A 13,942-nucleotide genomic window follows, 5' to 3' on the forward strand; every position below is an offset into this window, starting at 1 on the left:
CGTGCACACCCTTCATTTCCTCAAGGATTCCCACCGTGTTCCTCACCCTACGAACCGCGTTCGACCGCACCCTGACAGCGTTCGTCATTTTTCTGCTGGCCTCGCTGGCGGTCATCGTCCTCATGGGCGTGACCTACCGCAAGCTCGGCATCGCCATGGTCTGGTACGACGAAGTCGCCTCCATCGCCCTGGCGTGGCTCACCTACTATGGCGCCGCGCTGGCCGCGCTCAAGCGCGCGCACATCGGTTTCCCCGGCCTGGTCAATGCCATGCCCCCGGCCTTGCGCGTGGCGGTGGTGCTGTTCGGTGAGGTGGTGGTGATCGGCTTCTTTGCCGTGCTCGCCTGGTATGGCTACCAGGTGCTCGACATCCTGCAGGGAGACACCATGGTGAGTCTGCCCTGGGTGCCCACCCAGCTGACGCAATCCGTGATCCCGGTGGGGTCGGCCATGTTCATCCTGGCGCAGCTCTTGAGCCTGCCCGAATTGCTGGCGCAGGCCCGTGGCGCCGGCGTGATCGATGCCGAGCAGCAGGAGATGGAAAAAGAACTTCGCAAGGCGATGCAACCATGACCGCCTTGCTCATGTTCCTGGGCTTGATCGCCCTCATCCTGATCAACGTGCCGATCGGCGTTTCGCTGGGTGTGGTGGCCATGATCGCCATGGTGTTCCATGGCGGCCCGGACGCGCTGCTGAGTGCCGCGATCACCATGTTCACCGGCGCCACCAGCTTCCCGCTGCTGTCGATCCCGCTGTTCATCCTGGCCGGCGCCATCATGAATTCGTCAAGCCTGTCGCGCCGGCTGATTGCCTTTGCTTCGGCCTGCTTCGGCTTCATCAAGGGTGGCCTGGCGATGGTCAACATCGGCACCTCGCTGTTCTTCGCCGAAATCTCCGGCTCGGCCGTGGCCGACGTGGCTGCGATGGGCTCGATCCTGATCCCGGCGATGAAGAAGAAGGGCTACCCGAAGGAGTTCGCGGCAGCGGTCACATCGTCGTCGGCCACGCTGGCCATCATCATCCCGCCCTCGATCCCGATGATCCTGTACGCCGTGATGGCCGAGGCCTCGGTGGTGCAGATCTTTGTGGCCGGCATCGTGCCCGGCATCCTGGGCGGCGGCGGCATGATGGCGCTGGCCTACTGGTACGCCAAACGCTACAACTACCCCGTGGAAGAAGTGTTCAGCTGGGCGCGCTTCCGCTCCACCTTCAAGGACGCGGCCTGGGCCTTCTTGCTGCCCATCATCATCCTGGGCGGCATCTTTGGTGGCGTGGTCACGGCCACCGAAGGCGCAGCGCTCGCCGTGCTCGCGGCGCTGTTCATCGGTGGCGTGATCTACCGAGAACTCAACTTCAGGCATCTGTACGACTCCATGCTCGAAGGCGGCATCCAGACCGCGGTGGTGATGCTGCTGGTGGCCGCTTCCGCCCTGCTCGGCCACCTGCTCACCGAGCAGCAGATTCCCCAGCAACTCGCCGCCTGGATCTCGGCGCTCACCGACAACAAGTACGCCGTGCTCGGCATCCTCAACATCTTCTTCCTGGTGGTGGGTCTGTTCCTGCACTCGGCCGCGGCCATCATCCTGGTGGTGCCGATCGTGATGCCCCTGGTCAAGGCCGTGGGCATCGACCCGGTGCACTTCGGCCTGATCGTCACGCTCAACCTGGGCATCGGCCAGCAGACCCCACCGGTGGCCAGCGTGCTCATGACGGCATGCTCCATCGCCAAGGCCGACATGTGGAAGGTCACGCGCGTGAACCTGCCCTTCATCGGTGTGCTCGTGGTGTTGTTGCTCATGGTGACCTACATCCCCGCGATCCCGATGTTCCTCGTTGAATACTTCTACCGTTGACCATGAGCGCGGACACCGGTGAAGTGACCCTGCACATCGACGCCGGCTTGGCCTCGGTGGTGTTCAACCGGCCTCAGGCGCGCAATGCGATGACCTGGGCCATGTACGAACAGCTCGCGGCCATCAACCGCCAGCTGAGCAACGAGCGCAGCGTGCGTGTGGCGGTGTTCCGCGGCGCCGGTGGGCAGGCCTTTGTGGCCGGCACCGACATCGAACAGTTCGCCGCTTTCAAGACCGGCGAGGACGGCGTGTCCTACGAACGCCAGATCGAGGCCGGCATTGAACTGCTGTGCCAGTTGCCCATGCCCACCGTGGCCGTGGTCGAGGGCTGGTGCGTGGGTGGCGGCCTGGCGATCGCCACCGCGTGCGACTTCCGCCTGGCCACGTCGGGCGCGAAATTCGGCGTGCCGATCGCCAAGACGCTGGGCAACTGCCTGGCCATCGCCAACGTGGCGCGGCTGCGCGCTGCCTTCGGTCACCAGCGCGCCAAACGCATGCTGATGCTGGCCGAGTTCATCGAGGCCGACGAGGCGCTGGCCTGCGGCTTCCTGCATGCCATCGAGACGCCCGAGACCATCGACAACGCCGCCACCGCGCTCGTGCAGCGACTCGCCGCGCTGGCCCCGGTGACGCAGCGCGTGAGCAAGGCCACGCTGGAGCGCCTGACCACGCACGATCTGGCCGAGTCAGAGGACCTGATCCGCGCCGCCTACGGCAGCGACGACTTCCACGAAGGCGTGGCCGCTTTCGTGGCCAAACGGTCCCCCGTCTGGAGCGGCCAGTGAGCCCATCCAACAGACCGCTGGCGGGACTGCGCGTGCTCGAAGTCACCCAGATCATGTCGGGCCCCACCTGTGGCCTCTTGCTGGCCGACATGGGCGCCGACGTGATCAAGATCGAGAAAATTCCCGGCGGCGACGACGCGCGCGGCTACCGCGACCCGCAGGTGGGCGGTGTGTCGGCGCCCTTCATGATGATGAACCGCAACAAGCGCGGCCTTGCACTCAACCTCAAGAGCCCCAAGGGACGTGACTTGTTGCTGCGCATGGCGAAGAACGCCGACGTGCTGGTGGAGAACTTCCGCGGCGGCACCATGGACAAGCTGGGTCTGGGGTATGAGGCCCTGAAAGCCGAGAACCCCGGCCTCATCTACTGCGCCATCAGCGGCTACGGGCGCACCGGGCCGTATGCCGACAAGGGCGGCTTCGACCTCATTGCACAGGGCTTCGCAGGGCTGATGTCCATCACCGGCGAAGCGGGCCGCCCGCCGGCCAAGAGCGGCAACGCGGTGTCGGACATGAACGCGGGCATCCTGGCCGCGCTCGGCATCCTCGCCGCCTACATCCACAAGCTCAAGACTGGGGAAGGGCAGGTGGTGGACACGTCGCTCAGCGACGCGGCGCTGCAGCAGACCTACTGGCACGCGGCGGTGTGGTTCGCCACGCAACGGTCGCCCGAGCCCACCGGCTCGGCGCACATCCTCACCGCGCCCTACCAGGCGTTTGAAGCCAGCGACGGCTGGATCAACATCGGTGGCGCCAACCAGACCAACTGGGAACGCATCTGCGACGTGCTGGGCCACCCCGAGTGGCGAGGCGACGCGCGCTTTGCCACCAACAGCGACCGCATGGCGAATCTTGATGTGCTGGTGGACCTGATGAATGCGGTGGTGCGCACGCGAACGCGCGAGCAGTGGCAAGCGGCGTTTGACGCAGCAGGTGTGCCGGCCGGCCCGGTGCACACCATCGGCGAAGCACTGAGCCATCCGCAAACCGTGGCGCGCGGCATGGTGGTGGAGGTGGAGCATCCGCAAGCCGGCGCCACGCGGGCCATTGGCTGCCCGATCCACTTCTCCGCCTCACCGGATCGCAGCAGCACACCCGCGCCGTTGCTGGGCCAGCACACGCGCGAGGTGCTGCGCGAGTTCGATCTGGCGGAGACCGAGATCGACGCCCTCGTGGCCGAGGGCGTGGTCGCCGAACCCTGAGCGGGCGGGCTCAGGCCCGCTCGGCCACCCAGGCGTGCACCGATTTCAGCGCGGCGTCCAGACCCGACGCATCGGTGCCGCCGGCCATGGCCATGTCGGCCTTGCCCCCGCCCTTGCCACCCACCTGCTGGGCCACGAAGTTCACCAGCTCACCAGCCTTGACCTTGCCCACGCTGTCGGCGGTGACGCCGGCGGCCAACTGCACCTTGTTGCCGTCCACGGCAGCCAGCACGATGGCGGCGGTCTTGAGCTTGTCTTTGAGCTTGTCCAGCGTGTCGCGCAGGGTCTTGGCATCGGCGCCGTTGAGCACGGCGGCCAGCACCTTGATGCCCTTCACGTCCACGGCCTGCGACATCAAATCATCGCCCTGGCTGGAGGCCAGCTTGCCCTTGAGCGCGGCCACTTCCTTCTCCAGCGCCTTCACCTGCTCCAGCGTCTGGCCAATGCGGTGCGTGAGCTCGGCGGTGGGCGCCTTGAGCGCACCAGCCGCCTGGGCCACGGTGTCTTCGAGCGATTGCAGGTAGCTCAGCGCGTTGACGCCAGTGATGGCTTCGATGCGGCGCACACCCGCGGCCACACCGCCCTCGCCCACCACCTTGAAGAGCCCGATGTCGCCGGTGCGCTGCACGTGCGTGCCGCCGCAGAGTTCGCGGCTGCCGCCGATGTCGAGCACGCGCACGGTCTCACCGTACTTCTCGCCAAACAGCATCATGGCGCCGGTCTTCTGCGCCGACTCGATGTCCATCAGGCGCGCCTGCGTGGCGGCGTTGGCCAGCACTTCTTCGTTCACCAGCGCTTCGATTCTCCGGATCTGAGCGTCCGTCACCGGCGCGTTGTGCGCGAAGTCGAAGCGCGTGCGATCGGCGTTCACCAGCGAGCCCTTCTGCTGCACGTGTTCGCCCAGCACCTCGCGCAGGGCCTTGTGCATCAGGTGGGTGGCGCTGTGGTTGCGCACGGTGGCGGCCCGCACCGCCGTGTTCACCTGGGCCGCCACGCTGTCACCCACGCTGATCGTGCCCTGCACCACCGCGCCGTGGTGGCCGAACACGTCGGCCTTGATCTTCTGCGTATCGGCCACGTCGAAGCGGGCCGATCCACTGGTGATCACGCCCTCGTCACCCACCTGGCCGCCGCTCTCGGCATAGAACGGCGTGCTGTCCAGCACGACCACACCGCTCTGGCCGGCCTTGAGCGTGGCCACGGGCGTGCCGTCGAGGTACAGCGCCACGATCTTGCCGGTGGCATCGAGCTGGTCGTAACCCACGAAGGTGTTGCCTGCGCCGGTGTAGTCGAGTGCCTTGTCCATCTTGAACTTGCCTGCCGCGCGGGCCTGGGCCTTCTGCTTGTCCATCGCGGCGTGAAAGCCCGCTTCGTCGACCGACAGGCCACGCTCGCGGCACACGTCGGCCGAGAGGTCGAGCGGGAAACCGTAGGTGTCGTGCAGCTTGAAGGCCACGTCACCGGGCAGCACTTTCGCGCCGTCGGCCAGGGCCGCGTCGAGAATCTCCATGCCGTTGGCCAGCGTCTCGTAAAAGCGTTCTTCTTCCACCCGCAGCACGTCGGTGATGCGCTGCGCCTGGTTGGCCAGGTTGGGGTAGGCCTCGCCCATCATGCGCACCAGGTCGGGCACCATCTTGTGGAAGAACGGTGTCTTCTGACCCAGCTTGTAGCCGTGGCGGATGGCGCGGCGCACGATGCGGCGCTGCACGTAGCCACGGCCTTCGTTGCTCGGGATCACGCCGTCGCTGATGAGGAACGAGGTGGCGCGGATGTGGTCGGCGATCACCTTGAGCGAGGGGTTGCTCAGGTCGGCGGTGCCGGTTTCGCGGCCGGCGGCCTTGATCAGCACGTCGAAGATGTCGATCTCGTAGTTGCTGTGCACGTGCTGCAAGATGGCGGCGAGGCGCTCCAGGCCCATGCCGGTGTCCACGCAGGGCGCGGGCAGCGGCGTGACCGAGCCGTCTTCGGCCATGTTGAACTGCATGAACACGTTGTTCCAGATCTCGATGAAACGGTCACCGTCTTCATCGGGGCTGCCCGGGGGCCCGCCGGCGATGTGGTCGCCGTGGTCGTAGAAGATCTCGCTGCAGGGGCCGCAGGGGCCGGTGTCGGCCATCATCCAGAAGTTGTCGCTCTTGTAGCGCCCGCCCTTGTTGTCGCCGATGCGGATCACGCGCTCGGGCGGCAGGCCGATCTCTTTGGTCCAGATGTCGTAGGCCTCGTCGTCCTCTTCGTACACCGTGGCCAGCAGGCGTTCCTTGGGCAGCTTGTAGACCTCGGTCAGCAATTCCCAGGCCCACTTCAGGCTCTCGCGCTTGAAGTAGTCGCCAAACGACCAGTTGCCCAGCATCTCGAAGAAGGTGTGGTGGCGCGCGGTGTAGCCCACGTTTTCCAGATCGTTGTGTTTGCCGCCGGCGCGCAGGCAGGCCTGCACCGAGGCCGCGCGCACGTAGGGGCGCTTGTCGGTGCCGAGGAACACGTCCTTGAACTGGACCATGCCCGAGTTGGTGAACATGAGCGTGGGGTCGTTGCCCGGGACCAGCGAGCTGGACGCGACCACGGTGTGGCCCTTGGAGGCAAAGAAGTCCAGGAAGCTCTTGCGGATATCGGCAACGGAGGCGGGGCGGGTCATGGTGGCCTTGTGGTTTTCGGTCGAGGATTCGGTCGACGCGCGGGCGCGCGAAACCCTGTATTTTCCAACATGGCGGGCCGGTTGCTTCGAAGCGGGTTTTCACCGCTCTGCGGTCCGGGTGGACCGGGGGCCAAGGTCGCCAGCGGTACTGCACGCCTGGGGCCAAAGGACTATGCTTTCTGGCTGCCCCGCCACCCTGGCGCGCACCGAACACCGGAGACTGCACATGGACATGAAGACTTCCCCCCTCGCCCTGCTCAAGGACCCCACCCTGCTCAAGACCGACGCGCTGATCAACGGCGAATGGGTCAAGGGCGCCAGCCGCTTTGACGTGCTGGACCCCGCCACCGGCCACAAGCTGGCCGACGTGGCCAATCTGGGCCCGAAGGACGCCGAGGCCGCGATCGCCGCGGCCAACGCCGCCTGGCCCGCGTGGAAGGGCAAGACCGCCAAGGAACGCAGCGCCATCCTGCGCAAGTGGTTCGACCTGCTCATGGCGAACCAGGAAGATCTGGGGCGCATCCTCACCGCCGAGCAAGGCAAGCCGTTCGCCGAGGCCAAGGGTGAGATCGCCTATGGCGCGAGCTTCGTGGAATGGTTCGCCGAAGAAGCCAAGCGCGTCAACGGCGAGACCCTGCCCACCTTCGACAACAACCGCCGCCTGATCGTGCTCAAACAGCCCATCGGCGTGTGCGCGGCCATCACGCCGTGGAACTTCCCGCTGGCCATGATCACGCGCAAGGTCGCGCCCGCGCTGGCCGCCGGCTGCCCCGTGATCATCAAGCCCGCCGAGCTCACGCCGCTGACCGCGCTGGCCGCGGCCGAACTGGCCATCCGCGCCGGCATCCCGGCCGGTGTGCTCAACATGCTCTGTGCCGACGCCGACAACAGCATCACCGTGGGCAAGGTGCTGTGCGCCAGCGACGTGGTGCGCCACATCAGCTTCACCGGCTCCACCGAAGTGGGCCGCATCCTCATGGCGCAGTGCGCGCCCACGGTCAAGAAGATGTCGCTCGAGCTCGGCGGCAACGCGCCCTTCATCGTGTTCGACGATGCCGACATCGACAGCGCGGTGGAAGGCGCCTTCGCCAGCAAGTACCGCAACGCCGGCCAGACCTGCGTGTGCTCCAACCGCATCTACGTGCAGGCCGGCGTGTACGACAGCTTCGTGGACAAGTTCGCCGCCAAGGTGAAGACGACGAAAGTCGGCAACGGATTCGACGAAGGTGTGAGCCAGGGGCCGCTGATCGAAGAGGCCGCGCTGGTGAAGGTGCAGCGCCACGTGGACGACGCCGTGGCCAAAGGCGCCCGCGTCATGACCGGTGGCAAGCGCCTCACCAACATCGGCAGCGGCCAGTTCTTCGAGGCCACCGTGGTGGCCGACGCCACCGCCGACATGCTCTGCGCCAAAGAAGAAACCTTCGGCCCGTTCGCCCCGGTGTTCAAGTTCAACACCGAGCAGGAAGCGATCGACGCGGCCAACAACACCGAGTTCGGCCTGGCCAGCTACTTCTACAGCCGCGACGTGGGCCGCATCTTCCGGGTGAGCGAGGCGCTGGAGTACGGCATGGTCGGCATCAACGTGGGCATCCTGGCCACCGAACACGTGCCCTTTGGTGGCGTGAAGCAGTCGGGCCTGGGTCGCGAAGGCTCGCACCATGGCATGGATGACTACGTGGAGATCAAGTACCTCTGCGTGGGCGACATCCTCAAGTAAACTCAGCAGCCCTGCGGGTGTAGTTCAATGGCAGAACGGCAGCTTCCCAAGCTTCATACGAGGGTTCGATTCCCTTCACCCGCTCCAGATTGAGTGGCCCAAGCCACAGTTCCCAAAGAACAAACCCCTCGCAGCACACGCTGGGAGGGGTTCGGGTTCAGATCAAGCCTGAATCAGTCGACCAACAAGCGTCGCCTCAAGCAAGCTTCCTGAAACGGCGGGCAGCACCAAGGCCAGCCAGCGCCACACCAATCAAAGCAAGAACACCCGGTTCTGGCACTTCGCCAGGAACGTTGATGGCGTTGGTCAGGGCCAGCTCTTCACCGCCTGCGTCCAGACCCACCATGTACAGCTTGAAGTACAGAACGTCGGATGGCAGGTAGTTTGTCAGGTCGAAAGACGGCGCATACGCAAAGAAATCGGGCTTGCCGCTTCCCACATTGTTGTCCACGGTCATCGAGCAAAAGCCTGCCACGCAACCGGCACTGGTGTTGCTGGCATCGAACCACTCGACCACCACCTCGGCCTGCGCAGTCACCAACGAGTCAGCGTCGTACTCGCTGTTGACGATGTTGTCGAACGCCAGGGTCTCGATCGTGAGCCCATCGCGCCTGACTTCCAACAAGCCATTCAGGTTCAAATCTGTGTTGTGGGTGTTGTTGAGGTCGAAGCTGAAAACGGGCGTGAACAGACTGCCTCCCAAAAACGCCTGAAGGTCTGCCACGGTCACATTCACGAGATACGGCCACTCACCCAGGTACTGGTTGTCATTCTTGGGGGTCTGATCCCCGTCAGGCGAGGGATTCTGATTGTCCCCAGTCCCGCCGGTTGCGTCGGGAAACGTCCCGTTGTTCGAATTGTTGAACGAGAACAGCTTGACGATCTGGCCCGAGCCGAACGAAGGCAGCGTGCTCCAGTCGCTCAGACCGGCATAGCCGAAATTGTTGGCGAGTTGCTGCAGGGAATTCACCGAGTACGAAATGAAGTCGTCGTGAGAACTCGCGACATAAATCTTCACGCCCGCAGAAGGCTCATAACAGAGAAGGTTTTCGAAGCCAGCTCCGTATCCACAACTGGTGACGGAGGGCAGCGTCAGCGCTTGAACGCTGGAGGTTGCGACGAACGCAGAAACCAGGGAGGCGGTGCGCAGAATTTGAAGGAGTTTGTTGTTCATTGGGTGCCTCATACAAGGATGGTTGACATCAGACAGTCTTCCCCCTGACATCTTTGCTTCAAATAAGCAAACTTTGAGCCCAATCAAAAACCCGAAGAAATTCAAAGGGTTCGCCGCTTGGCGGTGCTGCAGGGTCCTCCCTGTGGAAAAAATCCCGACACACCCACAAGCAAAATCGGAGACAGCTCTGCGTGGAGCGTTTCAAGCACCGACTGGAGGTCAGCGGGCGATCAAGGCCCCACGCCGAACAGCGCCAGCACCCCCAGCACCGCAAAAATGCCCGCCGCCACCCGGTGCACCAGCGCGATGGGCACCTTGCGCGTGATCGCATCGCCAAAAAACACCACCGGCGCGTTGGCCAGCATCATGCCGAAGGTGGTGCCGAGCACCACCGCGATGAGGGGGTCGTATTGCGCGCCGAGCGCCACGGTGGCGATCTGCGTCTTGTCGCCCATCTCGGCCAGGAAAAAGGCCCACACAGTCACGAAAAAAACGCCCATCTGCCGTTTGGGCAGGGCGTTCTCGTCGTCGAGCTTGTCGGGGCTCAACATCCACAGCGCCATGGCGATGAATGACACGCCAAGCACCCATCGCATCACGCCCGGCCCAGCGGCGGCCATGATCCAGGCGCCCGCCAGGCCAGCCAGTGCGTGGTTGAGCAAGGTGGCCACCAAGATGCCCCAGACGATGGGCCAGGGGCGCTTGAAGCGCGCGGCCAGCACGAGGGCGAGCAATTGCGTCTTGTCGCCCATTTCAGCGAGGGCGACGATGCCGGTGGATATGAGGAAAGCTTCCAAGACAGTGCTCCGAGGGCCGGCAGAAACCAAAAGACCACACGGCATCCCCGGCCCATCCGGAGGCAGTGTGGTCAAAGGTCTTGCCAGGCTGAAGGCTGTCGGCGCCATGGCCTTGAGGGCCAAGTGTGTTGACGCGGACCTCTGCAAGGTGCAGAGCGGCTACTCCCCAATGACGGGTGCAGCCGGGAGTATAGCCATCAGATCAGCGTGGGCCCCGTCTTGGACTGGATGAACTCGCGGGTCACGCCGGGGGCGAGCTCCACCAGCTTCAGGCCCTGGGGGGTCACGTCCATCACGCCGAGGTCGGTGATGATGCGGTTGACCACTCCCACGCCCGTCAGCGGCAGGGAGCAGTGGTCGAGGATCTTCAGATCTTCGGTGCCGTCTTTCTTCTTGGCCACGTGCTCCATGAGGATGATCACGCGCTTGACGCCAGCCACCAGGTCCATGGCGCCGCCCATGCCTTTGACCATCTTGCCGGGGATCATCCAGTTGGCCAGATCGCCCTTCTCGCTCACCTGCATGGCTCCGAGGATGCTCAGGTTGATCTTGCCGCCACGGATCATGGCGAAGCTGTCGTGGCTGCCGAAGATCGACGAGCCCGCAATGGTGGTGACAGTCTGCTTGCCGGCGTTGATCAGGTCGGCATCCACCTCGTCCTCGGTGGGAAACGGGCCGATGCCCAGCATGCCGTTCTCGCTCTGCAACCACACCTCTTTGTCGGCGGGCACGAAGTTGGCCACCAGCGTGGGGATGCCGATGCCCAGGTTCACATAAAAACCGTCTTCGAGTTCCTGGGCTGCGCGCGCAGCCATCTGGTCTTGGTTCCAGGGCATATCAGACTCCCGCTTTCTCAGTGATGGTTCGTTTCTCGATGCGCTTCTCGGGCGTGGCGTTGAGCACCAGGCGGTGCACGTAGATGCCCGGCAGGTGGACCTGGTCGGGCTCGATGGCGCCCTTCTCCACGATCTCTTCCACCTCGACCACGCAGATCTTGCCGGCCATGGCCACGGCGGGGTTGAAGTTGCGCGCGGTGAAACGGAACTGCAGGTTGCCCGAGGTGTCGGCGCGCCAGGCCTTCACCAGCGAGACGTCGGGCACCAGCGAGCGTTCCATCACATAGGTTTCCCCGTCGAATTCGCGCAATTCCTTGCCCTCGGCCACGATGGTGCCCACGCCGGTCTTGGTGAAGAACGCCGGGATGCCGGCGCCGCCAGCACGCAGCTTCTCGGCCAGCGTGCCCTGGGGCGTGAACTCCAGCTGCAGTTCACCGGCGAGGTACTGACGCTCGAACTCCTTGTTCTCGCCCACGTAGCTCGAGATCATCTTGGTGATCTGGCGCGTTTCCAGCAGCTTGCCCAGACCAAAGCCGTCCACACCCGCGTTGTTCGAGATCACGGTGAGGTTCTTCTTGCCGCTGTCGCGCAGCGCGTCGATCAGGGCCTCGGGAATGCCGCAGAGGCCGAAGCCGCCCACGGCGAACAGCTGGCCGTCGGCCACGATGTCTTTGAGCGCGTCGGCTGCGCTCGGGTGGATCTTGTTCACGTTGCTGTCTCCTGGGTTGAAGCAAGGAAGCCGGTACGATACTACGTAACGGCATACGTAGTAATTCGTAAAGTAAAACCCTCACCCGCATGGACATCGACTACCGCCTGGCTTTCGATTTGGCCCCCGTGGGCCTCGCGCTCTCGCGCCAGCGCATCATGGTCGACTGCAACCGGGTGCTGTGCGAGATGTTCGGCGCCACGCGCGAGCAGCTCGTGGGCCAGAGTTTCCAGATCCTCTACCCCAGTGCTGACGAGTACGAGCGTCTGGGCGCGCGCATGGCGCCGCTGCTGGGCAAAGGCGGCACCTATGCGGACGACCGCATCATGAAACGCGTGGGTGGCCGGCTCAAGGACGAGACCTTCTGGTGCCATGTGACGGGGCGCGCGCTGAGCCGCGAGACGCCACATGCGGCGGGCATCTGGAGCTTTGAAGACCTGAGTTCACGCCGCATGGTGAAGGCCGACCTCACGCCACGCGAGCGTGAGGTGGCGGCCCACCTCATGAGCGGCCTGACCAGCAAGGAGATCGGCAAGGCCCTGGCGATCAGCCACCGCACGGTGGAGATCTACCGGGCGCGGCTCATGCGCAAGTACGGGGCGCACAGCACGCCAGACCTTGTGCACAGATTGCTGGCAGGTTAGGAATGGCCCCTAAAGCGACGCAGCTTCGTTGAGCACGATCCGGCGCCGGGCCGCCCCAAGCAGGATCAGCCCCCTCGGGGGGCAGCGGACCACGCGCAGCGGGGGAGCGTGGGGGCCATTCACTGAGGAACGAAGCCGCTCTCTTGAATGATCTTGGACCACACCTTGCCGTAAGCCTGCTCGCGCGCGCCGAGCTGTTCACCGGTCATGAAGCCCACGGTGAGGCCCATGGCGGTGAGCTTGTCGCGCACATCGGGCTGGGCAATGGCCTTCTGCACGGCCTGGGCGATGCGGTCCAGCGTGGTCCTGGGTGTGCCGGCCGGGGCAAACAGGCCGTAGTACGGCACGTCTTCAAAACCCTTGAGGCCGAGCTCGGCGAACGTGGGCACCTCGGGCATGGCGGCCTGGCGCTGCGAGCCCATGACGGCCACCACGCGCAGTTTGCCGGCTTTGTGGTTTTCGATGAAGTCGGGAATGGAAGCCACGCCGGCCGGGATCTGGTTGCCCAGCATGTCGGCCATCATGGGCGCGCTGCCGCGGTAAGGCGCGGCCACCAGGTCCAGCCCGTTCTGCTTGGCGATCACCTGTACCAGAAACTGCGGCACCGAGGCCGGCGCGGGAATGCCCACCGTGCCCTTGCCGCCGGCGGCCTTCACGCCGTCCACATAGGCCTTGAAGCTGGTGGCGGGCGTGCCGCTGCTCACCGCAAACGCGTTGACGAAGGTGGCGAAACCGGCCACCGGAACGAAGTCCTTGGCCGGCTCGTAACCCGGCGCCTTCATCACCATGGGCAGGATGGTGATGCTGTGGTCGTGGCTCAGGAACAGGGTGTTGCCGTCGGCCGCCGAGGCCTTGAGCGCCTGCGCAGCAATCTGCCCGCCAGCACCGGGTTTGTTGTCGACCACCACCGAATGGCCCAGCTCGTCCTTGAGACGCTCACCGAGGATGCGCGCAATCGCGTCGGTACCGCCGCCCGGCGGAAAGCCCACCAGGATGCGGGTGGTCGACTGCGCCTGGGCCATGCCGAGGGTGCAAATCACGCCGGCGGCCAGCAGCGCGCGGCGAACCAGGGATGGGCTGGGATGTGACATGACGGAACTCCGAGAGGGATGAAGAAAACCCGATCGTAGCGCCAGCCTTCAGGCCTTGTTCTCGCCGTCGACCACACTCGCTGCCGTGCGGAATGCCTCCACGGCGGTAGGAACGCCGCAGTAGATGCTGGCGTGCAACAACACCTCCTGCAGCTCTTCGGGTGTGACGCCGTTGTTGAGCGCACCGCGCACATGGCCTTTGAGCTCGTGCTGTTTGCCCATGGCAATGAGCATGGCCACGGTGATGAGACTGCGGGTTTTCAGATCGAGCCCGGGACGCTGCCAGACATCGCCCCACGCGTTGCGCGTGATGTACTGCTGGATGGGCTCGGTGAATGGCGTGGCGTTGCCGAAAGCCTGTGCCACAAAGTCCTCGCCCATCACGCGCTTGCGGGTGGCCAGGCCCTTGTCAAAGTCTTTGTCGGTGGCGGGTGGGTTCATACCGGGGCTCCAGGCAAAACCGTCAGCATAGCCGCTACATTCGATGAACACACCCGAAGGAG

The 13,942-nt window shown here is 64.8% G+C and carries 13 protein-coding genes, 1 tRNA gene and 1 riboswitch; of the genes, 7 read left to right on the plus strand and 7 right to left on the minus strand.

Annotation, left to right across the window (positions count from 1 at the left end; translation table 11 throughout):
• Positions 1 to 35: 35 nt before the first annotated feature.
• Genes V6M63_RS08100 through V6M63_RS08115 form a run of 4 tightly spaced genes read left to right on the plus strand, consistent with a single transcriptional unit; the run spans position 36 to position 3,839 of the window.
• Entirely contained in the window at positions 36 to 572 is a 537-nt protein-coding gene (locus tag V6M63_RS08100) for a TRAP transporter small permease (RefSeq protein WP_332741079.1), read from the plus strand.
• Positions 569 to 1,852, plus strand: a complete 1,284-nt coding sequence (locus tag V6M63_RS08105; RefSeq protein WP_332741080.1) for a TRAP transporter large permease — start codon at positions 569 to 571, stop codon at positions 1,850 to 1,852. Before V6M63_RS08100 ends, V6M63_RS08105 begins: the two co-directional genes overlap by 4 nt.
• Positions 1,853 to 1,854: 2 nt before the next feature.
• Positions 1,855 to 2,637: an enoyl-CoA hydratase/isomerase family protein gene (locus V6M63_RS08110; RefSeq protein ID WP_332741081.1), complete on the plus strand. Its 783-nt coding sequence runs from the start codon at positions 1,855 to 1,857 to the stop codon at positions 2,635 to 2,637.
• Positions 2,634 to 3,839, plus strand: coding sequence for a CaiB/BaiF CoA transferase family protein (locus V6M63_RS08115; protein ID WP_332741082.1), 1,206 nt, complete (start codon positions 2,634 to 2,636; stop codon positions 3,837 to 3,839). Before V6M63_RS08110 ends, V6M63_RS08115 begins: the two co-directional genes overlap by 4 nt.
• A 10-nt stretch (positions 3,840 to 3,849) precedes the next feature.
• Here V6M63_RS08115 and alaS read toward each other — a convergent pair whose 3' ends face one another.
• Positions 3,850 to 6,471: an alanine--tRNA ligase gene (gene alaS, locus V6M63_RS08120; RefSeq protein ID WP_332741083.1), complete on the minus strand. Its 2,622-nt coding sequence runs from the start codon at positions 6,469 to 6,471 to the stop codon at positions 3,850 to 3,852.
• A gap of 226 nt (positions 6,472 to 6,697) precedes the next feature.
• Here alaS and V6M63_RS08125 point away from each other — a divergent pair, with 226 nt between their 5' ends.
• Entirely contained in the window at positions 6,698 to 8,188 is a 1,491-nt protein-coding gene (locus V6M63_RS08125; protein WP_332741084.1) for an NAD-dependent succinate-semialdehyde dehydrogenase, read from the plus strand.
• Positions 8,189 to 8,201: 13 nt separating this feature from the next.
• Positions 8,202 to 8,275, plus strand: a tRNA-Gly gene (locus V6M63_RS08130).
• A gap of 109 nt (positions 8,276 to 8,384) precedes the next feature.
• Here V6M63_RS08130 and V6M63_RS08135 read toward each other — a convergent pair.
• The 4 genes from V6M63_RS08135 to V6M63_RS08150 all read right to left on the minus strand — a co-directional run bounded on the left by V6M63_RS08135 (position 8,385) and on the right by V6M63_RS08150 (position 11,704).
• The gene (locus V6M63_RS08135) at positions 8,385 to 9,362 is read right to left on the minus strand and encodes a PEP-CTERM sorting domain-containing protein (protein ID WP_332741085.1); all 978 of its coding nucleotides are present in this window, start codon (positions 9,360 to 9,362) and stop codon (positions 8,385 to 8,387) included.
• 230 nt (positions 9,363 to 9,592) lie between these two features.
• The gene (locus V6M63_RS08140; RefSeq protein ID WP_332741086.1) at positions 9,593 to 10,159 is read right to left on the minus strand and encodes a TMEM165/GDT1 family protein; all 567 of its coding nucleotides are present in this window, start codon (positions 10,157 to 10,159) and stop codon (positions 9,593 to 9,595) included.
• A 6-nt stretch (positions 10,160 to 10,165) separates the two neighbouring features.
• Positions 10,166 to 10,339: riboswitch (yybP-ykoY riboswitch) on the minus strand.
• Positions 10,340 to 10,356: 17 nt separating this feature from the next.
• On the minus strand, positions 10,357 to 10,995 hold the full coding sequence (locus V6M63_RS08145) for a 3-oxoacid CoA-transferase subunit B (RefSeq protein WP_332741087.1): 639 nt from the start codon (positions 10,993 to 10,995) through the stop codon (positions 10,357 to 10,359).
• A 1-nt stretch (position 10,996) separates the two neighbouring features.
• Complete coding sequence (locus tag V6M63_RS08150; protein WP_332741088.1) at positions 10,997 to 11,704, minus strand: CoA transferase subunit A; 708 nt, start codon at positions 11,702 to 11,704, stop codon at positions 10,997 to 10,999.
• Between the two features lie 89 nt (positions 11,705 to 11,793).
• On the opposite strand from V6M63_RS08150, the gene V6M63_RS08155 reads away from it, so the two are divergent.
• Positions 11,794 to 12,348, plus strand: a complete 555-nt coding sequence (locus V6M63_RS08155) for a LuxR C-terminal-related transcriptional regulator (protein ID WP_332741089.1) — start codon at positions 11,794 to 11,796, stop codon at positions 12,346 to 12,348.
• A gap of 119 nt (positions 12,349 to 12,467) precedes the next feature.
• On the opposite strand, the gene V6M63_RS08160 is transcribed toward V6M63_RS08155, so the two are convergent.
• Both V6M63_RS08160 and V6M63_RS08165 read right to left on the minus strand, forming a co-directional pair.
• Entirely contained in the window at positions 12,468 to 13,439 is a 972-nt protein-coding gene (locus V6M63_RS08160) for a Bug family tripartite tricarboxylate transporter substrate binding protein (protein ID WP_442909561.1), read from the minus strand.
• Positions 13,440 to 13,487: 48 nt separating this feature from the next.
• The gene (locus tag V6M63_RS08165) at positions 13,488 to 13,880 is read right to left on the minus strand and encodes a carboxymuconolactone decarboxylase family protein (protein ID WP_056275566.1); all 393 of its coding nucleotides are present in this window, start codon (positions 13,878 to 13,880) and stop codon (positions 13,488 to 13,490) included.
• Positions 13,881 to 13,942 lie beyond the last annotated feature (62 nt).

Origin of the sequence: Hydrogenophaga sp. (assembly GCF_036675665.1) — a bacterium.
Classification (GTDB): Bacteria; Pseudomonadota; Gammaproteobacteria; order Burkholderiales; family Burkholderiaceae_C; genus Hydrogenophaga.